Source organism: Mesorhizobium sp. 8, from assembly GCF_006351905.1.
GTDB classification, from domain to species: Bacteria; Pseudomonadota; Alphaproteobacteria; order Rhizobiales; family Rhizobiaceae; genus Mesorhizobium; species Mesorhizobium composti.
In genome coordinates, this window is sequence record NZ_CP040914.1 from 2,024,722 (window position 1) to 2,050,300 (window position 25,579).

At 66.4% G+C, this 25,579-nt stretch carries 23 protein-coding genes; 9 read left to right on the forward strand and 14 right to left on the reverse strand.

What is annotated here, in order from left to right; translation table 11 throughout:
- The 4 genes from FGU64_RS09830 to FGU64_RS09845 are packed head-to-tail and all read right to left on the reverse strand — an operon-like array spanning position 1 to position 2,997.
- Positions 1-1,050: an extracellular solute-binding protein gene (locus FGU64_RS09830; protein WP_139953016.1), complete on the reverse strand. Its 1,050-nt coding sequence runs from the start codon at positions 1,048-1,050 to the stop codon at positions 1-3.
- A gap of 21 nt (positions 1,051-1,071) precedes the next feature.
- Positions 1,072-1,419 (reverse strand): NIPSNAP family protein, encoded by a 348-nt coding sequence (locus FGU64_RS09835; RefSeq protein ID WP_139953019.1) that lies wholly within the window; start codon positions 1,417-1,419, stop codon positions 1,072-1,074.
- Between the two features lie 19 nt (positions 1,420-1,438).
- On the reverse strand, positions 1,439-2,140 hold the full coding sequence (locus tag FGU64_RS09840) for an RraA family protein (RefSeq protein ID WP_180375669.1): 702 nt from the start codon (positions 2,138-2,140) through the stop codon (positions 1,439-1,441).
- A 53-nt stretch (positions 2,141-2,193) separates the two neighbouring features.
- Complete coding sequence (locus FGU64_RS09845; RefSeq protein WP_139953024.1) at positions 2,194-2,997, reverse strand: glucose 1-dehydrogenase; 804 nt, start codon at positions 2,995-2,997, stop codon at positions 2,194-2,196.
- Between the two features lie 402 nt (positions 2,998-3,399).
- Between FGU64_RS09845 and FGU64_RS09850 the strand changes: the two genes are divergently transcribed.
- From FGU64_RS09850 to FGU64_RS09880, 7 genes are all read left to right on the forward strand, one after another.
- A complete protein-coding gene (locus tag FGU64_RS09850; protein WP_180375670.1) occupies positions 3,400-4,449 on the forward strand; it encodes an extracellular solute-binding protein in 1,050 nt (349 codons plus the stop codon).
- An 82-nt stretch (positions 4,450-4,531) separates the two neighbouring features.
- Positions 4,532-6,259: an iron ABC transporter permease gene (locus FGU64_RS09855; protein WP_139953030.1), complete on the forward strand. Its 1,728-nt coding sequence runs from the start codon at positions 4,532-4,534 to the stop codon at positions 6,257-6,259.
- A gap of 76 nt (positions 6,260-6,335) precedes the next feature.
- Complete coding sequence (locus tag FGU64_RS09860) at positions 6,336-7,301, forward strand: LysR family transcriptional regulator (protein ID WP_139953032.1); 966 nt, start codon at positions 6,336-6,338, stop codon at positions 7,299-7,301.
- Positions 7,298-8,167, forward strand: coding sequence for an SMP-30/gluconolactonase/LRE family protein (locus tag FGU64_RS09865; protein WP_139953035.1), 870 nt, complete (start codon positions 7,298-7,300; stop codon positions 8,165-8,167). Before FGU64_RS09860 ends, FGU64_RS09865 begins: the two co-directional genes overlap by 4 nt.
- A gap of 56 nt (positions 8,168-8,223) precedes the next feature.
- A complete protein-coding gene (locus FGU64_RS09870; RefSeq protein WP_246671339.1) occupies positions 8,224-9,117 on the forward strand; it encodes a 2-hydroxyacid dehydrogenase in 894 nt (297 codons plus the stop codon).
- Positions 9,118-9,343: 226 nt separating this feature from the next.
- Positions 9,344-10,999: an AMP-binding protein gene (locus FGU64_RS09875; RefSeq protein WP_210239064.1), complete on the forward strand. Its 1,656-nt coding sequence runs from the start codon at positions 9,344-9,346 to the stop codon at positions 10,997-10,999.
- Positions 10,996-11,991 (forward strand): nitronate monooxygenase, encoded by a 996-nt coding sequence (locus FGU64_RS09880; protein WP_210239065.1) that lies wholly within the window; start codon positions 10,996-10,998, stop codon positions 11,989-11,991. Before FGU64_RS09875 ends, FGU64_RS09880 begins: the two co-directional genes overlap by 4 nt.
- Here the strand turns inward: FGU64_RS09880 and FGU64_RS09885 are convergent.
- Entirely contained in the window at positions 11,914-12,243 is a 330-nt protein-coding gene (locus FGU64_RS09885; protein WP_139953043.1) for a DUF3870 domain-containing protein, read from the reverse strand. The genes FGU64_RS09880 and FGU64_RS09885 overlap by 78 nt on opposite strands.
- A gap of 131 nt (positions 12,244-12,374) precedes the next feature.
- Between FGU64_RS09885 and FGU64_RS09890 the strand changes: the two genes are divergently transcribed.
- Both FGU64_RS09890 and FGU64_RS09895 read left to right on the forward strand, forming a co-directional pair.
- Positions 12,375-13,406 carry a histone deacetylase family protein gene (locus FGU64_RS09890; RefSeq protein WP_180375671.1) on the forward strand — a complete coding sequence of 344 codons (1,032 nt, stop codon included), beginning with the start codon at positions 12,375-12,377 and terminating at the stop codon, positions 13,404-13,406.
- Positions 13,407-13,409: 3 nt separating this feature from the next.
- On the forward strand, positions 13,410-15,779 hold the full coding sequence (locus FGU64_RS09895; protein WP_139953051.1) for an aminotransferase class III-fold pyridoxal phosphate-dependent enzyme: 2,370 nt from the start codon (positions 13,410-13,412) through the stop codon (positions 15,777-15,779).
- A gap of 60 nt (positions 15,780-15,839) precedes the next feature.
- Here the strand turns inward: FGU64_RS09895 and FGU64_RS09900 are convergent, their stop codons facing one another.
- The 9 genes from FGU64_RS09900 to FGU64_RS09940 all read right to left on the reverse strand — a co-directional run bounded on the left by FGU64_RS09900 (position 15,840) and on the right by FGU64_RS09940 (position 25,382).
- The gene (locus FGU64_RS09900; RefSeq protein WP_139953054.1) at positions 15,840-17,477 is read right to left on the reverse strand and encodes an amidohydrolase; all 1,638 of its coding nucleotides are present in this window, start codon (positions 17,475-17,477) and stop codon (positions 15,840-15,842) included.
- Between the two features lie 15 nt (positions 17,478-17,492).
- The gene (locus FGU64_RS09905; RefSeq protein WP_180375672.1) at positions 17,493-18,872 is read right to left on the reverse strand and encodes an aminotransferase; all 1,380 of its coding nucleotides are present in this window, start codon (positions 18,870-18,872) and stop codon (positions 17,493-17,495) included.
- Between the two features lie 70 nt (positions 18,873-18,942).
- Positions 18,943-19,734 (reverse strand): enoyl-CoA hydratase/isomerase family protein, encoded by a 792-nt coding sequence (locus tag FGU64_RS09910; protein ID WP_139955334.1) that lies wholly within the window; start codon positions 19,732-19,734, stop codon positions 18,943-18,945.
- Entirely contained in the window at positions 19,734-20,921 is a 1,188-nt protein-coding gene (locus FGU64_RS09915; protein ID WP_139953059.1) for a CoA transferase, read from the reverse strand. The genes FGU64_RS09910 and FGU64_RS09915 overlap by 1 nt, the downstream gene beginning before the upstream one ends.
- Positions 20,918-21,670, reverse strand: a complete 753-nt coding sequence (locus FGU64_RS09920) for an enoyl-CoA hydratase/isomerase family protein (RefSeq protein WP_246671283.1) — start codon at positions 21,668-21,670, stop codon at positions 20,918-20,920. The genes FGU64_RS09915 and FGU64_RS09920 overlap by 4 nt, the downstream gene beginning before the upstream one ends.
- Positions 21,663-22,598: a hydroxymethylglutaryl-CoA lyase gene (locus tag FGU64_RS09925; RefSeq protein ID WP_139953063.1), complete on the reverse strand. Its 936-nt coding sequence runs from the start codon at positions 22,596-22,598 to the stop codon at positions 21,663-21,665. The genes FGU64_RS09920 and FGU64_RS09925 overlap by 8 nt, the downstream gene beginning before the upstream one ends.
- Positions 22,595-23,410 (reverse strand): ABC transporter permease, encoded by an 816-nt coding sequence (locus FGU64_RS09930; protein WP_139953066.1) that lies wholly within the window; start codon positions 23,408-23,410, stop codon positions 22,595-22,597. The genes FGU64_RS09925 and FGU64_RS09930 overlap by 4 nt, the downstream gene beginning before the upstream one ends.
- Positions 23,410-24,318 (reverse strand): ABC transporter permease, encoded by a 909-nt coding sequence (locus tag FGU64_RS09935; RefSeq protein ID WP_139953069.1) that lies wholly within the window; start codon positions 24,316-24,318, stop codon positions 23,410-23,412. Before FGU64_RS09935 ends, FGU64_RS09930 begins: the two co-directional genes overlap by 1 nt.
- Complete coding sequence (locus FGU64_RS09940; RefSeq protein WP_139953071.1) at positions 24,315-25,382, reverse strand: ABC transporter ATP-binding protein; 1,068 nt, start codon at positions 25,380-25,382, stop codon at positions 24,315-24,317. The genes FGU64_RS09935 and FGU64_RS09940 overlap by 4 nt, the downstream gene beginning before the upstream one ends.
- Positions 25,383-25,579 lie beyond the last annotated feature (197 nt).

Here is a 25,579-nt window from a genome sequence, read left to right on the forward strand (position 1 = left end):
CTATTCGAACAAGTCTTTGTAGATCCTGGTCCATTTCGGCAGGCCGGCGAGCGCCTCCTCGTTGGTGATGACGGTCGCCTTGAAATGCCCGCCCTCGGGCTTCAGCTCCACATTCGCGGCCGGCACGTTCGGATGAGCCGGCAGGTAGTTAGCTTTCTGGAACACTTCCTGCCCTTCCATCGAAAGGATGTAGTCTATGAACAGCTTGCCGGCGTTGGGGTGCGGGCTGTTCTTCAACAGGCCGACATAGTTGCCGGTGCTGACCAGCGGCTCGATCCTGAGCCAGGCAACAGGCGCGCCCTTAGCAGCGCTGATGACGGCGTGATGATCGAAGGTCATCAGACCCAGCATGTGCTCCCCGGCGATCACCTGGTCGAGTACTACGCGCTGGCTGGCCGGTACCTTGACGATGTCCTGCGCGGCCAGCTTGCCAAGGTAGTCCATGCCCTTGTCTTCGCCGTAGACTTTGAGGATGTTGCCGATAAAGCCCGGCGGGCCGTTCGGCGTGAGGTCCGTGGTCCAGGCCATCTTGCCCTGCCATTTCGGGTCCAGCAGGTCATCATAGGTTTTGGGCCATTCGGCCTCCGGCACCAGGCTGGTGTTGACCGAGGTGGTGAGCACGGCGACGTTGATCGCGTGATAGCGGCCGCCGGCGTCTTTCAGCTCTGCCGGATAGTCCGCCGCCGGCGGCGGCGAATACGCGACGAGATTGTCGAGCGGCATGGCCTGGAAGAAGGCAGAATTGCCGTCGAACACATCGGCCTGCAAACTGTCAGCCTTGATCTCGTTGACGAGCTTCAGCGCCATCTCGCCGGCGGGCGTGCGCGAATAATGTACCTTGATGCCGTACTTGGCTTCGAATGCCTCGGCGAAGGGCCGCACGAGTTGATTGACGATGAGCGAGGAATACCAGACGACCTCACCTTCCTTCTTGGCGGCGTCGATCAGCGTCTGGTCTGCCGCCATGGCGCCGCCGCCCGAAACCGCAGCGGCCAGACCAGCGGCGATGAGCGTGCGTCGCGTCACGCTCGTGTTGAAACCGAATTTCATCCCTTGCTCCTCCCATTGATTTCAAGGTCGATCGGATCGGTCTTCGGTTCGCGGCGGAAACGGCGGTGAGAAGTGCGCCACCCGCATGATGCGTGATTCCTGCATGACGAAGGAACCGATGTTCATGTCGCGGAACTTCATCCAGTCAGGATCGCGTTCCAACTGCGCGCGGCGTGCCTCGCGGTCGGCCAGACTTTCATAGGCCCAGAGGAAGACGACCTGGTTGAGCGGGCCGATCTCGGAAATGAAGAAGCCGTAGAGCTTGCCAAGGTAGCGCTCCTGTACCGGCAGCCCGTATCTCTCGTAGCGCTCGACATATTCGTTGGTGCGGCCATGCGGCAGCGTGTAGGTGCGGTGCTCGACGAGCATGGGCGTGGCCTCTGGGTTCTCAGTTTTCTGGTGCGGCCGGCGCCCTGGGGCGGGCCGCGAGTTCCGCGATAGGACGGCCTTCGGCGATCATCTCCTGGCGCTGCCGTTCATTGGTCGCGATGCCGGCCGCATGCGCGAGCACGGCGTTTGCCGCGTGAAACGGCACGAAGCACAATCCGCTGTCGTCGGCGACGACGATATCGCCAGCATGGACCGGGACGCCGCAAATGACGACCAGCACGTTTACGCCGATGGTCTCGATCCGCCATTTGCCGGTGGCGGGCGTGACGCCGCGTGCATAGAGAGGCAGGCCGATCTCGCGACTGGTCTCGATGTCGCGTACAGCGCCGTCGACGACGATCGCCGCCTCGCCCTGGCGCCTGGCTATAGCCATGGCGATGCCGCCCAGGCTGGATGCGTTCTCGACGCCCTGGACCACCACGACGTCTCCTGGTTCGGCGAGGTTGTGCGCCTCAATGTCGGCCAGCCGGTTGTCGCGGGCGGCGACGGCAGCAGAAGGCGTGTCGGCGCGGGCGCGGTTCCTGACGGTGACGGCCCGGCCCACGACCCGGCTGCCCGGCAGGCTAGGCTTCAACAGCGAGCCCGGCACGGTCTGGTCCGGCAACCCGGCGAGGTCGAGCGCGTCGGAAACCATGCCGGTGAGATCGGGCAACGCGAGAAAACCGGCGACAATCTGCGCCGGGATCGCCGGCAGCGTCAATGTGCCGAAGGCATCGGCGGCAAGCCGCCCAAGCGTTTGACGAGGCGCGGTTGTCATTGCGCGGTCAGCCCGCCATCGACGACGAGGCTGGAGCCGGTAATGAAGCCAGCATCGTCGGAGGCAAGGAAAACGATGGCGTTGGCGACGTCCTCGACCGTACCGAAGCGGCCGATCGGATGGTTGGCAAGCGCGATCGAGCGTGCCTCGCCAGCGTCTCCCGAGGCGAGCTTCCTTGCCCGCGCGGCGAAGGTCTGGCGGCCCTGCGCCGTCTCGACCACGCCGGGATGGACGGCGTTGACGCGGATGCGATAGCCGCTACGGCCGAAACCGACCGCGGTCGCCTTGGTGAACAGGGCGATGCCGCCCTTGGTCATGGAATAGAGCGGGTCGATGGGCGATCCGACAAGACCGGACACGGAGGAGAGATTGACGATCGACGAGCCTTGCGGGCTGGTCAGCGCGTTCTTCTTCAGCAGCGGCAAGGCGTGCTTGGTGCCGAGGAACGTGCCGGCCTGGTTGACGGCCTGCATCGTTTGCCAGTCTTCCAGGCTGGCTTCCTCGACATTGCGCCCGAAAAGGATGCCGGCATTGTTGACCAGAATGTCGAGGCCGCCGAACTCCTTCTGCGCAAGTGTAACGGCCTTCGCCCAGTCGGCCTCGCTCGATACGTCGAGATGGATGAAATGAGCCACGCCGCCGGCGGCGGCAATGCGGGCCGCTACCGCGCGGCCTTCCTCGTCGCTTATATCGCCGAGGATCACCCGCGCCCCGGCCTCGGCCAGCATGCCCGCCGTGCCAGCGCCGATACCGGTCGCTGCGCCGGAAATGAGAGCGCTCTTGCCGTCAAGACGGTTCATGCCGGATTGCTCCTCGATGCCGCGATCTGCCGGTCGCCGCGTGCGGACCGGTCTTCGTTCAACGATCTAGAGGCGTTTGCCGCCATAATTCAAAGACAATAATTCGATAGTTTCCATGCCATCCTGGTATGGCATCCGGGAACGGCACAATCCCGTTTCCCTAGCCATTATGCGAGGCAGAAATGTATTGAACAGCGACCGTGCGACGCGCAATCCGGGGAGCGTCCCGGCCAAGGTATGCCGGGTTGGTATAAAGACTATCGAATTATTGTCTTTGAACTATCGCCGAAAACCCACCTAGAACGGAGGCTGCGAACACAGGGATGCGATGACGGCGCAGGGAGGTGCGGTCGCGGACAGGGCCTGCGCTCGCGTCAACCGTATCTCCGGGAGGAACGTCAGATGAAGCACGACAATCTGGGGCGCTGGCTCGGCCGCGGACTGGCCGCCTTCGCCATGCTCGCGGCGTCGGCGGGTATCGCCGCGGCGCAGAGTGAAGCCGATCTCTACGCTGCCGCCAAGAAGGAAGGCGCCGTCAACTGGTACACCGGCCTCGTCCAGCAGCAGGTGGTGCGGCCGATCGTGGCCGGCTTCGAAGCGAAATATCCGGGCATCACCGTCAACATCACCGGCGGGCGCGACAACGATTTCCTGACCAAGATCCTGTCGGAAGCCAAGGCCGGCAAGCTCGAGGCCGACATGACCGACGGGCCTTCCGTCTTCGGCCCGCTCAAGAAGGCCGGGCTCGCCGCCTCCTACAAGGCTCAGAACGCCGCCGGCGTGCCCGACCAGTACAAGGACGCGGCCGGCGAATGGACGGCGCTCATCGTCTATTTCCTGGTGCCGGCGATCAACACCGAGCTGGTCGGGCCGGAGGACGAGCCGAAGTCGCTGGACGACCTGCTCGATCCCAAGTGGAAGGGCAAGATCGCCTGGTCCGGCGAGATGACAGTCGGCGGGCCTCCCGGCTTCATCGGCGCGATCCTGGCCACGATGGGCGACGAAAAGGGCATGGCCTACTTGAAGAAGCTGTCGGCGCAGGAGATCGCGACCATACCCGCCAACCCGCGCGTCGTGCTCGACCAGGTGATAGCCGGGCAGTACGCCATCGGCCTCGTCACCTACAACCACCATTCGGTCATCAGCGCCTCCAAAGGCGCACCGGTAAAATGGCTGCCGATCAGCCCGGCCGTCGGCGCCATGGCCCGCTCGGTGCTGATTGCCGGCGGCCCGCATCCCAACGCCGCCAAGCTGCTGCTCAACTACCTGCTTTCGCCCGAAGGCGGCAAGGTGATCAGCGACGCCAACTATATCCCGTCCAACCCGGCCGTACCGCCGAAAGAGCCGAAGCTGCTGCCGCAGAACTCGAACTTCACCGCCTACGCGCCAACGCCGGAGGACGAGGCAAAGAACCTCGACAAGTGGATTTCGATCTACAAGGAGCTGTTCTAGCCGGCGCGATTTTCAACCGGCACAACCGATCGAGCACGAGCAGGCACATGCGGCCACCTTTTGACCAGCCGAGGGAGATGGCATGACGCAGGCCGCCAGCATGGCCGCAAGGCCCGGCCGTCTCCTGTCCGCCTGGACTGGGCGGCGGCTTTTTGCGGCCGCCATCATACTCGTTTTGGCACTGATCGCGCTGCCGCCGATCGGCGTCCTGGTGGCGACGAGCCTGACCGATACCGGGACTGGCGGCTATACGCTCGCCCATTTCGCCACGCTTTTCTCCGACGCCCGCTTCTATGCGAGCGCTTGGAACTCGGTGCTGTTTTCGACGCTGTCCACGGCCTTCTCCGTGGCGTTCGGCGGCATCCTCGCCTGGGTGGTGGTGCGCACCGACGCGCCGCTGCGCTGGCTCGCCTATGTCACCGCCGTCGTCTCGCTGGGCACGCCCTACCTGCTGCACGTAACGGCGTGGCTATTCTTCCTCGGGCGCTCCGGTCCGATCAACGAGGCGTACCGGGCGCTGGGCGGCGCCGGCATGCTGGTCGACGTCAATTCCATGTGGGGCATGGTGCTGATCCAGGGCGTCCTGTGGACGCCGCTGGTGTTCCTGCTGCTGTCGGCGACCTTCCAGCGCTCGAACGCGGAAATGGAGGAGGCTGCACGCATGTGCGGCGCCTCGGTGGCGCGCACGTTCTGGGCCATCTCGGTGCGTCTGGCCTGGCCGGCTGTCACGGGCATGGCGCTCTTCGTGTTCATCCGCAATCTCGAATCCTTCGACGTCCCGGTTCTGGTCGGCAGTCCAGGACGGGTCTATCTGCTCACCACCGACATCTACCTGTCGATGACCGAGATGCCGCCGAAGATGGGCGAAGCGAGCGCTTTCTCGTTGTTCCTCATCGCCATCCTGTCGGTGTTGCTTTTCTTCTACAACCGCTTTTCCGCCAATGCCGACCGCTACGCCAGCGTCACCAGCAAGGGCTACCGGCCGCGGCCGTTCGATCTCGGCCGCTTCCGCTGGCTGGGCAGCACGGTGGTACTGGCGAATTTCGTACTCGTGTTGGCGCTGCCATTGCTGGTGTCTCTGTGGATCGCGCTATCGCCTTTCCTGCAGCCGATCCGGCCTTCGCGCATCGGCACGCTGACCCTCGCCAATTTCGCCGTGGTGCTTTCCGACCCGCACTATATCGAGCTGGGCGTGAACACCGTGCTGGTCGCCTCCGGCGCAGCCACGGCCGCCGTCGGCATCGCCCTGCTCGCGGCCTGGCTGGTGGTGCGCCGCTGGCCGGGCGGCAGAGTGATCGAACAGCTCGCGGCGATCCCGATCGTGTTTCCCGGCATCGTCGTCGGCGTGGCGCTAATCGTTCTGGCGCTCAGCCTGCCGGTCCCGCTCTACGGCACGCTGGCGCTGGTCGCGCTCGCCTTCCTCATCCGCTTCCTGCCCTACGGCATGCGCTACACCCATACCGGAATCTTGCAAATCCACCACGAACTCGAAGAGGCCGCCGCCGCCTCGGGCGCCAGCCAGGGGCGGGTGCTGACAAGCGTGGTACTGCCGCTGCTCGCGCCGGCGCTAGCCTCCGGCTGGGTTTTCATCTTCCTGCTCGGCGCCAACGAACTGTCGATGTCAGTACTGCTGGCCGGCGCCAATTCGCAGGTGATGGCGGTGGCGATGTTCGAGCGCTGGTCGGCCGGGCAGGCGACGGAAGTGTTCGCGCTCGGCCTCGTCTGGGCGATGGTCATGACCGTGTTCATGGCGCTGGTCTATGGAGTCGGCCGGCGCTTCATGTCGCTTGGGGGGTCGCAACTCAAATGAGCCCTCCAGGCCGCGCAAAAACCCGATCCGGCCGCTATGATGGCGGCATGGGAAACCGGACGGGGGCGCGCGCGCCATGAAATCCTACGCGCATTTCGACATCACCGGACTGCACTATTTCTCAGCCGTCGCCGAGGAGCGCTCCTTCTCGCGCGCCTCGGCGCGGCTCAGGATCGCGCAGCCCGCTATCAGCCGCAAGATCAAGGCGCTGGAACAGGACCTCGGCGTCCAGCTCTTCACCCGCCATACCCGCGGCGTCGATCTGACCGAGCCCGGCGAGAACCTGCTGAGAAACGCCTACGCGCTGTTTCGCCAGATCGAGAGCCTGCGCGACCATGCCGTCACCTCAGGCGACACGCCGCGCGGCGTCGTCACCATCGGCGTCTTGCCGACACCGGGTGAATACATCGTGCCGAGGCTGGTCGAGCAGTCGCGCAAGCTCTATCCGGAGATCAAGTTCCGAATTGTCGAGGGCTATAGCGGCGACCTGCACTCGATGCTGATCAACCAGGAGATCAACATCGCCGTAATGCACGCACCGATGCCGCATCCCGACATCATCGTGCACGACCTGCTGGTCGACTATCTATGCCTCGTCGGCAAGGCCGGCACGCTGGCCAAGCCTTCCTACACCTTCGCCGAGGCGGCCGGCTTCCCCCTGATCCTGCCCGATGGGCCGAACCTGCTCAGGCTGCACATCGACCAGATCGCGCAGAGCCGCAACATCCGCCTTAACATCAGCCACCTGTGCAACGGCTTCTGGCTGACCAAGGCGATGATCCGCGGCGGCGCCGGCCACACCATCGTCACCTTCGGCTCGGTCGTCACCGACCTCGAGCGCGGCGACTTCGACGTCGCCCTGATTGGTGAGCCGAACGTGCCGTGGTCACTGGCGGTGGCGATGCGGGTCGACCAGCACCGGCGGCTGTCGCTGGTCGTCATCAAGGGGCTGATCGAGACCATCGTGGCCGAGCTGAGGTCGAAGCGGATCTGGCAGCAGATTCCGCAGGCCACACGACTTAACGGAGAAACACAAGCATGAAAGCCGACGTCGCCGTGGCGGCCGAAAACATCCTGGGCGAATGCCCGATCTGGTGCGGACGCACCCAAACGCTCTACTGGGTGGACGGGCGCGCGCCGGCGCTCCATGCGCTCGATCCAGCAGGCGGGGGCACGACGCGCTTCGCCATGCCGGAGACGATCGGCTCGATCTGCCTGACCGAAAAGGGTGATCTCCTCGCCGCCATGACGACGGGCGTCTTCCGCCTGTCGCGCGGCGGCGTGCTGGGCGCGATGGTTTTCGCACGCGAAGCCGACCAGCCCGACAACCGCTTCAACGACGGCCGCTGCGACCGGCGCGGCCGCTTCTGGGTCGGCACCATGAACGACAAGGCGCGGATCGCGACCGGCAATTTGTGGCGGATCGGCCCCGACCTCGCCGCGACACGCATGGCCGGGGACATCATTGTGCCGAACTCGCTCGCCTTCTCGCCCGACGACCGGACCATGTATCTCTCCGACACCTACCGGCACGAAATCCACGCCTACGATTTCGACATCGACGACGGCACGCTCTCCAATAGGCGGCTTTTCGCCGATCTGCACGACCGGCCGGGCCGGCCGGACGGCTCGGCGATCGACGCGGAAGGCTGCCTTTGGAACGCCGAGTATGCCGGCGGCCGCGTCGTGCGCTACCGGCCGGACGGGCGGATCGACCGAGCGATCGAACTGCCGGTCTCGCAGCCTTCCTGCTGCTGTTTCGGCGGCCCGGCACTCGACGAACTCTATATCACCTCCGCTCGCCAGCGGCTTTCGCCGCAGGAGCTTGCCGCGCAGCCGCTCGCCGGCGCGCTGTTCGTCGTCAGGCCAGGCGTTCGCGGCCTGCCCGAAGCACGCTTCGCCGGCTGAGGGAAAGCGTCGTGCGGCCCGAAATCCTTCTCACCGGCGCGGTTGAGCCGCGGCTGATGGCCGACCTCGATGCAGCCTATCGCGTCCACCGGCTCTGGCAGGCCGCCGATAGGGATGCCCTGCTCGCCGCTGTCGCCGACTCCGTTACCGGCGTCGTCACGCGCAGCGTCATCGGCGCGGACGCCGCGCTGATGACGGCGCTACCGAAGCTGGAGGTCGTCGCCGTGTTCGGCGTCGGCACCGACGCGGTCGATCTCGCCGCCGCGCGCCGCCAGGGCGTCCGCGTCGCCAACACGCCGGGCGTGCTGACGGAGGACACCGCCGACTACGGCATGGCGCTGCTTTTGGCGCTGGCGCGCCGCATCGTCGAGGGCGACCGCCATGTGCGCCAGGGCCGCTGGCCGCGCGGGCTGCTGCCCAATTCGACCCGCGTGAACGGCAAGAAGCTCGGCGTCGTCGGGCTGGGCCGCATCGGCGCGGGCGTGGCGCGGCGGGCGGAAGCCTTCGCTATGCAGGTCTTCTATACCGGCCCGAAGGCGAAATCCGACGTTCCGTGGACCTATGTCGACACGACGCAGGCGCTGGCGCGCGAGGTGGATTTCCTGGTGCTGACCTGCCCCGGAGGTCCGGCCACGGCGGGGCTCGTCGACGAGCGCGTGCTTGAAGCACTCGGCCCGCACGGCATGCTCGTCAACATCGCCCGCGCCTCCGTCGTGGATGAGCAGGCGCTGGTCTCGGCGCTGAAAAAGGGAAAGATCAAGGCCGCCGCACTCGACGTCTTCCCCGACGAGCCGAACGTCTCGTCGGATTTCCTCGCCATGGAAAACGTCATCCTCGAGCCGCACATCGCCTCGACCACTGTCGAGACGCGCATGGCGATATGCGACATGGTGCTGGAGAACCTAGCCGCCCACTATGCCGGGCGGGTGCCGCCGGGCATAGTGGGATAGCTCGCTGCGGCCTTAAGATATCCCGTACGTCGAGGTCGGGGCGCAGCCTCCGCTTCCGCCGGCACGGGGTTGACAACCTCGAAGGCGGGAGTCATTCAACGGAAGCTAGGAGATTTCCTGGCGCTCCGCACAAAAATGCGTGAGCGCATTCGAAGGACTTCAGACCGGCGGATACCTTGGCGCAAGCCACGGCATCCGCCGGTTTTTCATTTTGGAGGATTGGTCGGTGGACGACACGCAGACTCGGCACTCTCGACTGCCCGGCTTTCCCGACATGCCGGCGACTATCTGCGAGGCGCTGGAACGGGCCGCAGCGATGAGGCCCGAAACCGAGGCGCTGGTCGGCAATGGCGAGCGCATCAGCTTCAAGCGACTATACGAGAAAAGCTTCGGCGTCGCGCGGGCGCTGGCGGCCGCCGGCATCGAGCGCGGCGATCATGTCGCGATCTGCGCCGGCAACAGCGTCGAATGGGCGATCCTGTTCCACGGCATCGTGCGCGTCGGCGCGGTCTGCGTGCCGGTCAACACGAGGCTGACGCCGGACGAAATCCGCATGCAGCTCGAGCGGGCCGACGCCCGCCTGCTGATCACCGTCGAAAGCCTGCTGAGAATCGACTTCGTCGCCGTGTTGCGCGAGGTCTGCCCCACCGTCGACACCGTTCTGCCCTCGCCGGAGCTGCCTCGCCTGACCGATGTCGTGGTCATCGGCGAAGAGGCTCCCGCCGCCTGCAGGACCTTCGCCGACTTCCTAGCGGCGGGGGAGCGGACGGAACTGCCGCCGCGACCTGCTTCCGACGACGTGGCGCTAATCCAATTCACCTCCGGCTCGACCTCCTTCCCGAAAGCCGTGCTGCTGACCCATGCCAACATGACGACCGACGCCTATTTCCTCGGCAAGCGCATGGGCGTGCGCGAGGGCGACCGCTATCTCTCCGCCCGTCCGTTCTTTCATGTCGCCGGATCGACGCTCGCGGTGGTGCTGTCGGCTGTCCATGCCGTCACGCTCGTCACCATGTACCGCTTTACCGGCGAAGAGGCCCTGAAGCTGATCCGCGAGGAACACTGCACCCTCACCTCCGGCAACGACACCATGTACCTGATGATGCTGGGCAGCCCCGATTTCCAGCCGCTTTCCTACACGCTGCGCGGCGGCTGGGCGGCGATCAGCCCGGCGATCATGCGCCGCACCGTGGAAGAGTTCGGCGCGGCGCAGACCGTCACCGGCTACGGGCTCTCCGAAGCATCGCCCAACATCATGGCCTCCGATCACGGCGACCCCGTCGAGGACCGTATCGGCGGCTGGATGCGGCCGCATCCGGGGCTCGACGTGCGCATCTGCGATCCGGCGACCGGCGCCGAAGTGGCGCGGGGCCAGAAAGGCGAAATCCGAGTGCGCGGCTGGTGCGTGATGAAGGGCTACTACCGCGACGAGGCGGCGACGCGCGAGACGATGACAGCCGACGGCTTCCTTAAGACCGGCGACATGGGCGTGATGCGCGAGGACGGCCGCGTCGCCTTTGTCGGGCGGCTGAAGGAGATCATTCGCGTCGGCGGCGAGAACGTCGCGCCGGCGGACGTCGAGGACGTGCTGATCGGCCATCCCAAGATCCGCCAGGCGCAGGTTTTCGCCCTGCCCGACCCGCGGTTGATCGAAGTACCGGGCGCCTATGTCGTGCCGCGCGAGGGGGAGACGGTGACGGCCGACGAGGTGCTGGCCTGGGCAAAACCCCGGCTCGCCGGCTTCAAGCTGCCGAAATACCTCGCCGTCATCGACAGTTTCGACATTGTCGGACTGACGGCCTCCTCGAAGGTGCCGAAGCGCCTGCTCATCACGCACGCCATGCGCCACTTCGGACTCGGGGAAAAGGAGACGACATCGTGACGACGCGCTTCACAAAGGCCTTCGGCGTCGCCCACCCGATCGTGCAGGCCGGCATGAGCTGGGCGTCCTCCAATCCGGCGCTGCCGGCCGCCGTCTCCAATACTGGCGGGCTCGGCGTCCTCGCAGCCGGTCCGATGTATCCAGAGGATTTCCGCGCCGCGCTGCGCGCGCTCAAAACGGCGACCAACAAGCCCTTTGCCGTCAACGTGCCGCTCTACCGGCAACAGGCGGACGAAATCCTCGACATCGCCATCGAGGAGAAGGCGCCGATCCTCATCGCCTCGCAGGGCGGGCCGAAGAAATATCTCGGCCGCTTCAAGGCGGCGGGCATCCGCTGCATCCATGTCGTCGCCTCCGAGACCCATGCGCTGAAGGCGTTGGAGACCGGCGTCGACGCCATCATCGCCGTCGGCGGCGAGGCCGGCGGTCATCCGCCGCCGGACCAGGTCTCGACGCTGGTGCTAGTGCGCGCCATCGCAAAGGCCGCTCCGGAAGCCATCCTGATCGCCGGCGGCGGCGTCGCCGACGGCGCCGGCATCGTCGCCATGCTGGCGCTCGGCGCCGACGCGGCCCAGCTCGGCACGCGCTATCTGGCGACGAAGGAAGCGAGCGTGCATGAAGCCTACAAGCACAAGGTTCTGGAAATCGGCATTTCCGGCACGGCGCTGGTCGGGCGCGGCATGAGTCCGATCCGCATGATCGCCAACGATTTTTCCGCTCGTTTTCTCGAGGCGGAAGCCGCAGGCGCCGACATCGAGGCGCGGCGCGCCATCTTTTCCGGCAGTTCGCTGAAACTCGCCGCCCTCGACGGCGACGTCGCTAACGGCAAGATCGAGGCCGGCCAGAGCGCCGGGCTGGTCGACGACCTGCCGGGCGCAGGCGAGCTCACGCTGCGGCTGATCACCGAATACCGCTCAGCCCTTGCCCGCCTGTCTGGCCTCAACATAGCGCTGGAAAGCAGCCTGGGTCGCAGTCTGCAAGGAGTTCTTTGACGGCGTATGGATACGGTTATCGATCAGCGCGAGCAAGCCTTCGAGCCCGTCGGTCAGGCAATAGCCCGTCACCGTGCGGCGGAAGAAATCGCGCGCAAGTTCAGTCACGAACGTGGCGTCGGCGGCAACGATCGCATGGGTCTTGAGATCGATCTCCAGCACCACGCCGAGCCAGGTCATGGTTTCCGACATGCCGGTGCCGCGCGGCGCCTGCGCATAGCCGCTCACCAGCACGGTCCGGTTCTCGTTCATCTCGTCTCGCCTGGTTCTTCGGGACGGGCCGGCGCCCGGTCATGCCCAGCTCACTTGGCAGGCCGGCGCACCGGTTTCAACCCACCCGATCCGCAAATCCTGATCGTATCGTGCATTTCAAGGAGGACAAGATGATCACCTATTTTCATCCCGCCGAGCTTGGCCACCACGTCCGCACCCGGCTCTACGGCGGCAGCCTGATCGAAGCCGTGGAGATTCCGGACCGGCTCAAAGCCCTTCACGACGCGGCCAAGCTATGCACCGACGAGTTCGTGCAGCCCGCGCCCGCCGACATGGGTGTCATCGCCGAGGTCCACGACGCCGGCTACCTCGATTTCCTCAAGACCGGCTATGCCGCGTGGAAGGAGCGCTTCCCGGATTCGCTCGAACTCAGGCCCAGCCTGCATCCGAACGCCTATATGCGACGCCTGCCGGACGACCTTCTCGGCCGGGCCGGCTACTTCATCGCCGACGGCGCCAGCGTGCTTCTGGAGGATACGTGGGAAGCGACGATCGCCAGCGCTGCCAGCGCGCTGGCGGCAACGCAAAAGGTGCTGGACGGCGAGGTCGCGGCCTACGCGCTGTGCCGCCCGCCCGGCCATCATGCCTATCGCGACATGGCCTGCGGCTACTGCTTCCTGAACAACGGCGCGCTCGCCGCAACGCTCGCCCGCCGCGCCGCCGGCCGCGTCACCATCCTCGATGTCGACGTCCACCACGGCAACGGCACGCAGACCCTGTTCTACGACCGCGCCGACGTGCAGACGATCTCCGTCCACGCCGATCCGCGAACCACCTATCCTTTCTATGCCGGCTACGCCGACGAGCGCGGCGAAGGCGCCGGCGAGGGCTGCAACCTCAACCTCCCGGTCGATGTGGGGTCGGGCGACGCCGTCTATCTGGCCGCCGTCAAGGCCGGCATCGACGCGGCCGAAAAATTCTCGCCCGACGTCGTCGTGCTGGCGCTGGGCCTCGACGCCTCGGAGGCCGATCCTTTTGCTTGCACGAAAGTGACGAGCGAGGGATTTGCGCACATGGGCGAGATGCTGGGCGCTATGAAGAAGCCGACGGCGATCATCCAGGAAGGCGGCTATCCGTCGCCGATCCTCGGCGACAACCTAATCCGTTTTATGAACGGCTTCCGCGCCGCATCGGGAGCCTGAGGCGTGAGCGCAAAGAGGACAGAAGCAAGCTTCGAGGCGGCGGACGCGGACGGCATCCTCACCGCCCGCGTGCCGCGGCTGACGACAGGCGAACTCGAGGCGCTGCTCGACGAAGCTTACGGCCTTCGCGGCACGCTCAGGCCGCTGTCCGGAGAGCGCGACCAGAACCTGATGGTCAGCGCCTCCAACGGCCGCGCCTACGTGCTCAAGATCGCCAACGCTGCCGAGCCGTCCAAAGTGCTGGCGTTCCAGACCGCGGCGCTCGACCACATCGCCAGGGTCGATCCGGGACTGCCGGTTCCGCGCACCGTCGCCGCCCGTGACGGCAGCGCGATCGTATCGGTCTTGCATGACGGCGTTTCCTTCTCGGCGCGGCTGGTCACGCACCTGCCCGGCCAGCCGGCGCTGGAGTTCCGCACCACGCCGGCCTTCCGGCGCGCGACCGGCGGCCTCGTCGGCCGCCTCGACCGGGCGCTGAGCGGCTTTCGCCACGGAGGCGGTCCGAGCCGCATGATCTGGGACCTGCACCATGCGGCCGACCTCGCCGACCGCATCCGCCTGATCGCCGACCCGGCGCGCCGCGCGCTGGCCGAACGGGCGATGGCGGATTTTTGCGAGCACACGCTGCCCGCCCTGTCGTCGCTGCGGCGGCAGGTCGTTCACAACGACGCCCACCAGAACAACATCATGCGCGATCCGCGCTCGGGCGCGATCACCGGCCTCATCGACTTCGGCGACATGGTGGAAACCCAGATCATCAACGAGGTGGCGATCGCCGTCGCCCACCAGCTCTACGGCGAGCCGGACCTGCTCGGCATCGTCGGGCAGTTCCTGTCCGCCTATTGTGCCGAAATGCCGTTGGAGCGAGAGGAAATCGCCGTCCTGTTCGGCCTCGTCAAGACGCGCCTCGCCATGCGCGAGATCATCGTCGCATGGCGCACCGCGCTGGCCGGCGGTGTCTCGCCCTACCGCACCGATATTTCCGAACTCGGCTGGCAGGCGCTTTCCCGCGCCTTCGCCATCGACCCCGATCAAGCCACCGCCACACTGGAGAAAGCCATGAACGCTCCCGCCGCTTCCCGTCCCGCCTCGACCGACAAGACCTATGAGGATCTACTGGCACGACGCCGCAGCGCGATGGGGCCGATCTACAAGGAGTTCTACCAGCAGCCCTTCATGCCGGTGAAGGGCGAGGGCGTGTGGGTGACGGACGCCCACGGCAAGCGCTATCTCGACGCCTACAACAACGTGCCGCATGTCGGCCATTGCCACCCGCACGTGGCCGACACGATGGCGAAGCAGGCGGGTACCTTCAACTCCAACACCCGCTATCCGAGCGAGATCGTCGTGGCCTATGCCGAGCGGCTGCTCGCCACCATGCCGGATCATCTCGACACGGCTATATTTGTCTGCTCCGGCACCGAGGCGAACGAGCTTGCCTGGCGCATCGCCATCGCCAACAGCGGCGGCAGCGGCGCACTGGTCACGACCTCGGCCTTCCACGGCAATTCCACGATCATCGGCGCGCTGGACACCTCGACCATTCCAGCCGAACAGCTCCAGCCTTGGGTCGGCGCGGTTCCGGCTCCTGCCATCGCCGGCGCGGCCGGCGACAACGGCAAGGCCCTGTCGCCGACAGCCTATGCCGGAAAATACAGCGAGGCGATCAAGGGGCTGGAACAGCGCGGCCATCGGCCCGCCGCCCTCTTCGTGTGTCCGGTCTTCGCCTCGGACGGCCTCTACCCGGTTCCGGAAGCTTATCTCGACCTGGCCGTCGCCGAGGTCCGCCGTGCCGGCGGCCTTATCGTCGCTGATGAGGTACAGACGGCGCTCGGCCGCACCGGCACGCATTTCTGGGGATTCCAGCACGCCGGCATCGTTCCCGACATCGTCACCATGGGCAAGCCGATGGGCAACGGCATGCCACTCGGCGTCGTCGTCGCCTGCCGCGCGCTGGTGGAGGGCTTCCTGCAAACGCAGCGCTATTTCAACACGTTCGGCGGCAACCAGGTGGCGGCTGCCGCCGGCCATGCGGTGCTCGACGTGCTGGAAAGCGAGAACCTCCAGGAGAACGCGCTCCAGGTCGGCGCCTACTTGCGCGCCGGTCTTGCCGGGTTGATGAGCCGTCACGCGGCGATCGGCGACGTGCGTGGCACCGGCCTGTTCGCCGGCGTCGAGATCGTCGAGGACGGTGCGGCAGCGCCTGCCAAGGCGCGCGCCGTCATCGAGGACCTGCTTAAGCGCGGCGTGCTGGTCGGTGTCACCGGTGCCGGCCGCAATCTCCTGAAGATCCGCCCGCCGATGGTCTTCTCACGCGAAAACGCCGACCTTCTGGTCGATGCGCTCGACAAGGCGCTGGCTGCGGCAGGATGATGCCTGGACCGAAAAATCCCGCTGATCGGCGGGATTTTTCTTTCAGATGGTATAGGCCGCTCAGGCCGGCGCGGCGTAGACTTCCCGGCCTTCGAAGACCGTGCTGAGCACCTTCGTCCTGGCGATCTGTTCCGGTGCGACGGCGTAAAGATCGCGGTCGAGCACGATGAAGTCGGCGGAGAGGCCGGGCGCCAGCCGCCCCGTCCGGTCGCCGAGCCCCATGCCGGCGGCGCCGTTGCGCGTCATCAGCGGCAGCGCCTGGTCTAGCGTGATCGCCTCGTGCAGCCCATGCACGCCTTCGAGTTTTCCAGATGGATCGCGCCGCATCAGCAGGCCGGCAAGGGCCTGCCACGGATCGAGTTCGGGAAAGATCGTCATCCAGTCGGAACCGAGCGCCATGGTGACGCCTGCCTCCAGCATGGTGCGGATCGGCCAGACCGTCGCATAGCGCTCCCTGCCGACCACGCGCTCATGCGCCAGGCTGGCTTGGTTGACGAACCACATGGGCGGATTGAGGTCGGCGATGACCCGAAGCCGCTTCATGCGGGAGATATCCTTATGCGGGATATACTGGCCGTGGGCGATGTGGTGCCACGGCCCGCCGTCGCCGTTCTCAGCCCGCACCCGTTCCACCGCGTCCAGCACGCGCACTACAGCGGCATCGCCCACCGCATGGACCTTCACGCCGACGCCCTGCCGGTCGAAGGCCGCCATTTCCGCGAGCAACTCGTCAGACGAAAGGTACATTTCGCCGTGCCCGCCGGTGTCCGGATAAGGATCGAGCATCGCCGCCGTGCGCAGCGACGGCACGCCGTCGAGGAATATCTTGGCGTTTTCGGCCACCATATGCGGCCCGCAGACCTGGCCGCGGCGCGCGAGCAAGGCTTCCGCCTCCGGCGACCACGACGAACAGGTGCGGCTCGCCGAAAGCGTGAAGCCGGCCCAGGTCGAAAGATCGTCCGCATCGTCCAATGCCCGGAAAGCGGCGATCATTTCCGGCGTCGACATGGCGTCGACGAAACCGGTGACGCCGACCGAATTGAAATAGCGCACCGCCGCCCGCGCGACGTCGACAATCTCGCCGTCGCCGAGGACAGGGATGGCGCCATCGACCATCCACATCGCATTCTCTTCGAGCAGCCCTGTGGCCTCGCCGCCGATGCGCACGATACGCCCGCCCGCAGGGTCCGGCGTCGCCGCATCGATGCCGGCGCGCGCCAGCGCCGCCTCGTTGGCGAAGGCGCCGTGCAGGCTGCCGTGGATCAGCAGCACCGGCCGGCCGCCGCTCGCCTCGTCCAACTGCCGCTTGGCGTCGAGGCCCAGGCCTTCAATATCGACCAGCGCGCGGGCGCCATAGGCGCTGCCGGTCAGCCAATCGCCCTCGCGCTTGCCGGCGGCAGCCGCCCTGACATGATCGAGGATGGCGGCGAAATCGTCGCCGGCATCGATGGCGAAGGAGCGCAGGCGCGTCGTCATGCCGGAGATCACATGCAAATGGAAATCGAACACGCCGGGCATGACGAACCGTCCGCTGAGATCGACCGTCTTGGTGTTCGCGCCGGCGAGCGGTTTCAATTCGGCGACGGAACCGACCGCCATAATGCGACCCGCCGCATCGACAGCGAGCGCTTCGGCGCGTGGGCGCTCCGGGTCCATCGTGTGGATCGCGCCGTTGGTGAAGAGCGTGCTGGCTTGCATGATGGCCGCGCCCGCTCAGGCCGCCGCTTTGGCGCGGGCATAGTCCGCCGTCTGGTCGAGCGCGACGCGGAAAGTGTTCACGATGAAGTCGATCTCCTCGCGGGTGACGACGAGCGGCGGCGAGAACGACATGGTCTGGCCGAGATCGCGCGTGATCAACCCGCGCTCCAGCGCGAAACGCGAGCAGGCGGCGGCCGCACCCAGCGAAGCGTCGAACGGCGCTTTCGTCGCCTTGTCGCCGACCAGTTCGACGCCGGCCATCAGGCCGATGCCGCGCACCTCGCCGACGATCGGATGATCCTTCAGTTCCGCCAGCCGCTTCTGGAAATAGGCGCCGACCTCGCGGGCGTTGCTGGTGGTGTCCAGTTCCTCGTAGCGCTTCAGCGTAGCGAGTGCTGCCGCCGCGCAGACCGGGTGCCCGCCATAGGTATAACCGTGGCCGAAGACGCCGACCTTGTCGGACTGTTCGCGCATCGCGTCGAGGATCTTTTGCGAAACGAGGACGGCCGAGATCGGCAGGTAGGCCGAAGACAGCGCCTTGGCGCAGGTGATCATGTCCGGCTTGTAGCCGACCGCCTCGGCGCCCCAGTATGTGCCGGCACGACCGAAGCCGCAGATCACCTCGTCGGAGACGTTGAGCACGTCGTATTTCTTCAGCACCGCCTGGATCGCCTCGAAATAGCCCTCAGGCGGCACGACGACGCCGCCGGTGCCCATCACCGGCTCGGCGAAGAAGCCGCCGACCGTGTCCGGCCCTTCGGCAAGGATGAGCCGTTCCAGTTCGTCGGCCAGCCGCTTGACGAAATCGGCCTCGCTCTCGCCCGGCAGGCCCTCGCGATAGTAGTGCGGGCAGGTCACGTGCAGGAAGCGGTCGAGCGGCAGGTCGAACTCGCGATGGATGTTGGGCAGGAAGGTCAGGCTTCCCGAGGCGACGCCGGTGCCGTGATAGGCGCGCTTGCGGGCGATGATCTTCTTTTTCTCGGGCTTGCCGAGCGCGTTCCAGTAGTACCAGACGAGCTTGACCGCAGTGTCGTTCGCCTCCGAGCCAGAGCACTGGAAAATGACGCGAGCCATGCCCGGCGAATTCCGGATCAGCTTTTCGGCGAGGTCGATAGAGGGATCGTTGGAGCGGTGGGCGAAGAGGTGGAAATAGGGCAGGTCGTCGATCTGCGCCTTGACGGCGTCCTTGACCGCCGTGTCGGAATAGCCGAGCGCCACGCACCAGAGCCCCGACATGGCGTCGAGATAGCGGTTGCCGCTGTCGTCGTAGATGTAGGCGCCCTCGCCACGCGTGACGATCAGCGGCCCGTCCTTCTCGTGCTGGCGGATGTTGGTCTGCGAATGCACCTGGTAGAGAATGTCGCGGGCGGCGGCTGAATTGGCGAGCATGGTCATGGCGTTCTCCTTTGTCCGGATACGATCCTGAAAAGCGCCCTCGCGCTTCGCGAAGGCCGCATCCAAGTTTTCAAACCGTGCGGGCCTCGCCCGCTTCGCTGCCGTTCGTGCCGACCGACTGGAGGAAGCGGTCGATGCCGCTCTTCCAGCCATTGTCGGCGAGCACGCGCTCGATCGCCGCGAGTTCGACGCGGATGCCGGACTCGAGGTCCGTGCGCGAGCCGAGATCAATGGACTGCTTCGTCAGCGCCATGGAAAGCGGCGGCGCCTCGGCGATCCGGAGCGCCAGCGCCATTCCCTCCTCTTTCAGCCGCGACGGCTCGACCAGACGGGCCACCATACCCAGCGCATAGGCTTCCCCGGCCAGCATCTCGCGCGCGGTGAACAGCAGTTCCTTGGCGCGCGACACGCCGATGACGCGTTGCAAGCGTTGCGTGGCGCCCACCGTTCCCCAGTGCGCTTCCGGAAAGCGGAAGCTGGCATCGCTGGCGGCGACGATGAAATCGCAACTCATGGCGATCTCGCCGCCGGAGCCCACCGTCGGCCCCTGCACCAGCGCGATCACCGGCCGGGTGCAGCGCTCGATCGCCGCATAAGCGGCAAAAGACGCGAGGCGGCGTTGCCGAATCCAGGCGGCGTCATGACCCTTGCGCTCCTTGAGGTCGGCCCCCGCGCAGAACACCGGCCCCTCCCCTTCGACGAGGACGGCGCGGATGTCGGCGTCCCGGTCAATCCCGGCGAAGGCTTCGGCAAGCCCGTGGCACATCGGTAAATTGAGCGCATTGCGGGCTTGCGGCCGCGAGAGAACAACGCGGGTGATCGCCCCTTCGCGCCTGACCTCGACCGGTTTCTTCTCCGCCATCAAATCGCTCCTTCGCCACGCAATTGGTCGATCTCCGCAGCCGGGATGCCGAGCATGCCGGCAAGCACGGTCGCGGTGTCGGCCCCCAGGACCGGGGGCACGCCCGGCGAAATCTCGTCGTAGCCCGACAACCTGACCGGCATTTTCAACGCGCCGACCCTGCCGGCTTTCGGATGCTCGAAGCCGGCGACCATGCCGCGCGCCGCCACATGCGGATCGGCAAGAATCTCGGCAACGCTGTTGACCTCGCCGGCCGGAACGTTGGCCGCGCGCAGCGCCTCGGCCAGCTCGTCACGCCCGCGCCGCGCCGTCGCCGCCATCATCGCAGCCATCACCCGCTCGCGCTGCACGACGCGCTCCGAATTGCGATCGAGCGCGCGGTCGGCGGCCAGCGCGTCAAGGCCGAGCACCGAGCAGGTCGCCGCCCAATGCTGATCGGAACCGGAAATGTGCAGCCAGCGGCCATCGGCACATTCGAAGGCGGCGGACGGCACGCGTCCCGGATGCTCCGTGCCGGTGCGCTTCGGGTCTTCGCCGAGCAGGAACCAGCGCGCCGCCGCGATGGTCAGCATCGACACCTGCACGTCAAGCATCGACAAGTCGATGTGGGTGCCACTGCCCGTTTGCTTGCGCCCGGCAAGGCCGGTCAGCACCGAGATCGCGATCCACAGGCCGGACGTGAGGTCGGCGAACGGCACACCAACCTTGGCGGGCGGACCGTCCGGATGGCCGGTCAGCGCCATCACACCCGACAGCGCCTGGAAGATCGTGTCGTAGCCGTTGCGGTCGCTATAGGGGCCGGTCTGGCCGAAGCCGGTGCAGGAGACATAGACAAGCTCGGGGTTTTCGGCGCTCAGTGCCTCATAGCCGAGCCCGAAGGCCACCATTTCGCCGGGCAGGAAATTTTCCACCACGACGTCGGCATGCCGGGCGAGCTGGCGCGCAATTTGCTGCCCGCGCGGCGATTTCAGGTTGAGCGTGACGGATTTCTTGCCGCGGTTGAAGGCGAAGAAATAGCCGCTGTCGCCGCTTTCCACGCGCGGCTCGAAGGAGCGCGTCTCGTCGCCGGCGCCAGGCCGCTCGATCTTTATGACCTCGGCGCCGAGTTCCGCCAGGATCTGCGTTGCCATCGGCCCGGCGAGCACGCGGCTGAAATCAAGGATGCGGATGCCGTCGAGCGGTTTCACTTGGCCGGCCCCCGGAAGCCGCGCATCAGCGCGTTGACGTCGCGGCCGGCAGCCATGGCGGCGTCGAAAGGCAGGTCGGCGACGCGGTAGAATAGCGATTTTGCCGCCGCCATCGCCATCGGATTGGCCTTCGCCCACTGGCCGGCGATCTCGAGCGCGGCATCGATGACGACATCCGCCGCGACCACGCGGTTGGCGAGGCCGAGCGCCTGCGCTTCCTCCGCGCCGACCAGCCGGCCGAGGCTGATCATCTCGAAGGCGGCCTTGCGGCCGAGTTGGCGCTGCAACCCCGTCATGACCAGCGCCGGCACGATGTCGTGCTTCAGTTCCGGGTAGCCGAATTTGAGATCGGCGCCGGCCACCATCATGTCGCAGGAAATCGCCAGTCCCGCGCCCCCGCCGACGGCCACGCCCTGCACCGCCGAGACGACCGGCTTCCTCATCTCCTGGAGCTTCGATTGCAGCCGGCAGGTCAGGTCGGCGCGCGCCAGCACGCGGTGCTGATGTTCCGGCGTCAGATCCTTGAATTCGGCAAGGTCGGCGCCGGCGCAGAAGCCCCTGCCCTCGCCGGCGAGCACGACGGCGTGCACGGCCTCGTCCGCATCGGCGGCGACGAGCGCGTCGAGCAGGCCCTGCGTCAATTCGGTGTTGAGCGCATTCAGCTTGTCGGGCCGGTTCATGCGGACGATCCGCACCGCTTCCCGGTTCTCGACGACGACGCAGTCGGGCATGTCCGTCCTTTCACGCATTCTCGTGGCGCGCGGCGGCGAAGCCTGCGCGCGCGACCTTGCTGTCCAACTGGCGGCCGAGCACGCTTTCGCAGAGCCGCGAGGCCTCCATCACCCTGTCGAGGTCGAGTCCGGTGGCAATCACTTCCATCTCGAACAGGTTGACCAGGTCCTCGGTAGCGACGTTGCCGGCGCGGCCGGAGCCGTAGCGGATATTCGTCGGATGACCGCCGACGCCGCCGAAAGAGGAATCGAAATAGCAGCAGCCCGCTTCGTAGGCCGCCATGCAGTTGGCAATGCCGGCGCCACGCGTGTCGTGGAAATGCGCCACCGCGATCACGTCCGGCACTGCTTCGGCAAGCATCCGGAACAGTCGCCTGACCTTGGCCGGCGTGCCGAGGCCGGTCGTATCGCCGATGGTGACGATCTTCACGCCGTACCGCGCGAAACGCAGCACGTCCTCGACCACGCGCTCGGGCGGGACCTCGCCTTCGAAGGGACAGCCGAGCGCTACCGAGATGACGCCCACCAGCCTGAAACGATCGCCGGCGACGGCGACCATCTCCTCGATGCGTCGCCATTGGCCTTCCCGCGAGGTGCCGAGGTTGCGTTCGGTGTGGGATTCAGTCGCCGAGGCGAGCAGGCTGACCTCGTTGGCGCCGTGGCCGGCGGCAAGGTCGGCGACGGCGCGCTCGACGCCGATGCGGTTCGGCGTCGTCGCCTTGTACCAGACACCCGGCCGCCGCGTGATACCGGTCAGCACCGCGTCAGCGTCACCGAAAGCCGGCACCTTGACGGGATGCGAATAGCTCGTCGCTTCGATGCGGGGGAAGCCGGCGGCGGTGAAAGCGTCGATCAACGCGATCTTGTCGGCGGTGGAGACGATCGCCGGTTCGTGCTGCAATCCGTCGCGGGCGAAGCATTCGCAGATGACGACGCGGCCGCTCATTTGCGTACTCCCTTGCGGAGCAGGAGCTGCGAGCCGACCAGCAGCAGGATCGACAGGCCGATCAGCAGCGAGGAGATCGCCGCCACCGTCGGATCGATCTGGTCGCGGATGTTGGCGAACATCAGCCTGGTCAGCGTCGCGTTCTGGCCGCCGGTGATGAACAGGGCGATCACCACCTCGTCGAAGGAGGTGACGAAGGCGAAGAGCGCGCCGGACAGCACCGAAAGGCGGATCTGCGGCAGGGTGACGGTAAGAAAGGCCCAGGGACGCGAGGCGCCGAGGCTCTGGGCGACGCGCTCCTGGTTCATGTCGTAGCTCGCCAGGCCGGACAGCACCGCGATGACGACGAAGGGCAACGCCAGCATGGTGTGCGCCAGGACAAGACCCGTCGTCGTGCCGTTCAGGCCGATCTTGGCGTAGACGAAGAAGCAGCCGATAGCGAGCAGGATGAGCGGCACCAGCATGGGCAGCATGAAGACGCCGCGCGCCAGCGACGACACCGCGCCGTGCACGCGGGCGATGCCGTAGGCGGCGATGGTTCCGAGCGTGGTGGCGAAGAGCGTGGTCAGCAGCGCCGCCCGCAGCGACACGAAGGTCGCGGCGCGCCATTCCGGCGAGCCAAGATAGGCCTCGTACCACTGGAGGCTCCAAGTACGCGGCGGGAATTCCAGATATTTGCTGCCCGAGAAGGACATCGGGATGACGATCAGGCAAGGCACGATCAGGAAGAAGAACACCAGTCCCACCAGCACGTAGAGCCAAAGCCTTTGCAGATGGGTGATCTGGGTCTGGGTCGCCGGACGGGAGAGCATCAGTGCGTCCCTCCGAAATTCTCCGTCCTGAACAGCCGCTTGAAGGCGTAGAGGATGATGCCGGTGACGATCAGCAGCACGACGCCGAGCGAGCTTGCGGCGCCCCAGTTGCCATAGACGGATATGTTGTCGGCGATCTGCATGGCCCACATCGACACGCGGCCGCCGCCGAGCAGCGCCGGCGTGACGTAGAAACCCAGGCACAACACGAAGACGAGGCCGACGCCGGCGGCAAGGCCAGGCAGCGACAGCGGCAGGAAGACCTGGCGGAAGGCCTGCGCCGGGGTAGCGCCGCAATTGGCGGCGGCGCGCATGTAGACGGGATCGATCGCCCGCATCGAGGCGTAGAGCGGCAGGATGAGGAACGGCAGCATGACATGCACCATGCCGATGACCACGCCGAGCATGTTGTGGACGAGCGGCAGCGGCTCCGAAATCAGCCCCGCATCGACCAGCCACGTGTTGATGATACCGGTGCGCTGAAGGAGCACCAGCCAGGCATAGGTGCGTACCAGAACCGAGGTCCAGAACGGCAGGATGACGAAGATCATCAACAGGCCGGCCAGCCGCTCCGGCAGTTGCGCCAGCAGGTAGGCGACGGGATAGCCGAGCAGCACGCAGGCGAGCGTCACCAGGCCGGAAACCTCGAAAGTAGTGACGAAGGTGCGCACATAGACAGGCTTGAGCATGCGCGCGTAATTTTCCAGCGTCGGCTGGCCGGCGGCACCGAAGAACGACTGCCAGAACAGCCAGCCGATCGGCAGGATCAGCACGACGAAGATCAGGGCGGCACCCGGCAGGGTCAGCGAGGCCAGCGCGCGGCGCTCGCGCGCGCCTTGCCGCTGCAATGCGTCGGCGTTGGGCGCGACGGCAGGCAATGTGCCGGGACGGTCGAGGGTCAGCGTCATGGCTTGTCCGACACCAGTATGGTGTGCTCCCGGTCGAGCCACAGATGGACCGGCTGGCCTCGCTGCAGCAGTTCCTTGCCGGCGATGTCGGGACCGCGGCGCAGATCGATCTCGACGCCATCCGGCATGCGCACCGTCACCAGATAGCTATCGCCCTGGTAGATGATGCCGGTCGCCTCGGCATCGATACGATTGGCCGCGTCGGCTTCCTCGCCGTACCAGCGCAGCCGCTCGGGCCGGACCACCAGCCAGGGCGTGTCGCCATCGAAGCTCTTCCATTCGTCGCGTGCCTTGAGCGGACGGCCGTACAGCGAAAGGCCGGACGCGCCGTGCTCAACGGGCAGGAAGCGCGTCTCGCCGATGAAGTCGGCGACGAACTTGTTCCTCGGCCGATCGTAGATCTCGTCGGGCGTGCCGAGCTGCGCGATCCGGCCACCGTTGACGACCGCGATGCGGTCCGACAGCGTCAGCGCCTCGCGCTGGTCGTGGGTGACGTAGACGGTGGTGGTGCCCAGCCGGTTGTGCAGCCGCTTCAGTTCGAGCTGCATATGTTCGCGCAGCTTCTTGTCGAGCGCCGACAGCGGCTCGTCCATGAGCAGGATCGACGGCTCGAAGACGATGGCGCGGGCGAGCGCCACGCGCTGGCGCTGGCCGCCGGACAGCGCATCGACGCTGCGGTCGGCCAGATGCGCCATCTGCACCAGATCGAGCGCGTCGCGCACGCGCCGCTCGATCTCGGTGGCGGGAACGCCGCGCAGGCGCAGCGGATAGCCGACATTCCGGCCCACGCTCATATGCGGGAACAGGGCGTAGTTCTGGAACACCATGCCGAGATTGCGTTTGTGCGGCGGAAGCGTAAGAAATTCGGTGCCGTCGATGGTGATCGAGCCAGAATCCGGCCGCACGAACCCGGCCAGCACGTTGAGAAGCGTCGTCTTGCCCGATCCGGACGGACCGAGCAGCGTCAGGAATTCACCCGGCGCGATGTCGAGCGACACGTCATTCAAGGCAACGAAGCTGCCATAGCTCTTCCTGATGTTCCGGATTTCGACTTTGCCCGGCATGGCGGCTTCTCCTCAGGCCTGGACGTCATGCGCCCGGCGCGCGGACATGACGAAAAGCCCATTGTGCCGCAGCGGCCGGCGGGCGTCGAACGCCTCGGAGGCAACGCGGTCGAACATGGTTTTCTCGCGCGATATCGCAGGCAGCATCATCGTCGATCACTCAAAAAGCATGGGTGCGCACGGGCGCCGGCGCGGAG

Bases quoted from the DNA above. Each gene is read 5' to 3' on its own strand.
- FGU64_RS09925 (WP_139953063.1), bottom strand. From the start codon at position 22,598: ATGAGCGGCCGCGTCGTCATCTGCGAATGCTTCGCCCGCGACGGATTG.
- FGU64_RS09930 (WP_139953066.1), bottom strand. From the start codon at position 23,410: ATGCTCTCCCGTCCGGCGACCCAGACCCAGATCACCCATCTGCAAAGG.
- FGU64_RS09920 (WP_246671283.1), bottom strand. From the start codon at position 21,670: ATGCGTGAAAGGACGGACATGCCCGACTGCGTCGTCGTCGAGAACCGG.
- FGU64_RS09845 (WP_139953024.1), bottom strand. From the start codon at position 2,997: ATGAACCGTCTTGACGGCAAGAGCGCTCTCATTTCCGGCGCAGCGACC.
- FGU64_RS09850 (WP_180375670.1), top strand. From the start codon at position 3,400: ATGAAGCACGACAATCTGGGGCGCTGGCTCGGCCGCGGACTGGCCGCC.
- FGU64_RS09935 (WP_139953069.1), bottom strand. From the start codon at position 24,318: ATGACGCTGACCCTCGACCGTCCCGGCACATTGCCTGCCGTCGCGCCC.
- FGU64_RS09940 (WP_139953071.1), bottom strand. From the start codon at position 25,382: ATGCCGGGCAAAGTCGAAATCCGGAACATCAGGAAGAGCTATGGCAGC.
- FGU64_RS09900 (WP_139953054.1), bottom strand. From the start codon at position 17,477: ATGCAAGCCAGCACGCTCTTCACCAACGGCGCGATCCACACGATGGAC.
- FGU64_RS09830 (WP_139953016.1), bottom strand. From the start codon at position 1,050: ATGAAATTCGGTTTCAACACGAGCGTGACGCGACGCACGCTCATCGCC.
- FGU64_RS09870 (WP_246671339.1), top strand. From the start codon at position 8,224: ATGGCCGACCTCGATGCAGCCTATCGCGTCCACCGGCTCTGGCAGGCC.
- FGU64_RS09890 (WP_180375671.1), top strand. From the start codon at position 12,375: ATGATCACCTATTTTCATCCCGCCGAGCTTGGCCACCACGTCCGCACC.
- FGU64_RS09835 (WP_139953019.1), bottom strand. From the start codon at position 1,419: ATGCTCGTCGAGCACCGCACCTACACGCTGCCGCATGGCCGCACCAAC.
- FGU64_RS09860 (WP_139953032.1), top strand. From the start codon at position 6,336: ATGAAATCCTACGCGCATTTCGACATCACCGGACTGCACTATTTCTCA.
- FGU64_RS09910 (WP_139955334.1), bottom strand. From the start codon at position 19,734: ATGGCGGAGAAGAAACCGGTCGAGGTCAGGCGCGAAGGGGCGATCACC.
- FGU64_RS09865 (WP_139953035.1), top strand. From the start codon at position 7,298: ATGAAAGCCGACGTCGCCGTGGCGGCCGAAAACATCCTGGGCGAATGC.
- FGU64_RS09905 (WP_180375672.1), bottom strand. From the start codon at position 18,872: ATGACCATGCTCGCCAATTCAGCCGCCGCCCGCGACATTCTCTACCAG.
- FGU64_RS09855 (WP_139953030.1), top strand. From the start codon at position 4,532: ATGACGCAGGCCGCCAGCATGGCCGCAAGGCCCGGCCGTCTCCTGTCC.
- FGU64_RS09885 (WP_139953043.1), bottom strand. From the start codon at position 12,243: ATGAACGAGAACCGGACCGTGCTGGTGAGCGGCTATGCGCAGGCGCCG.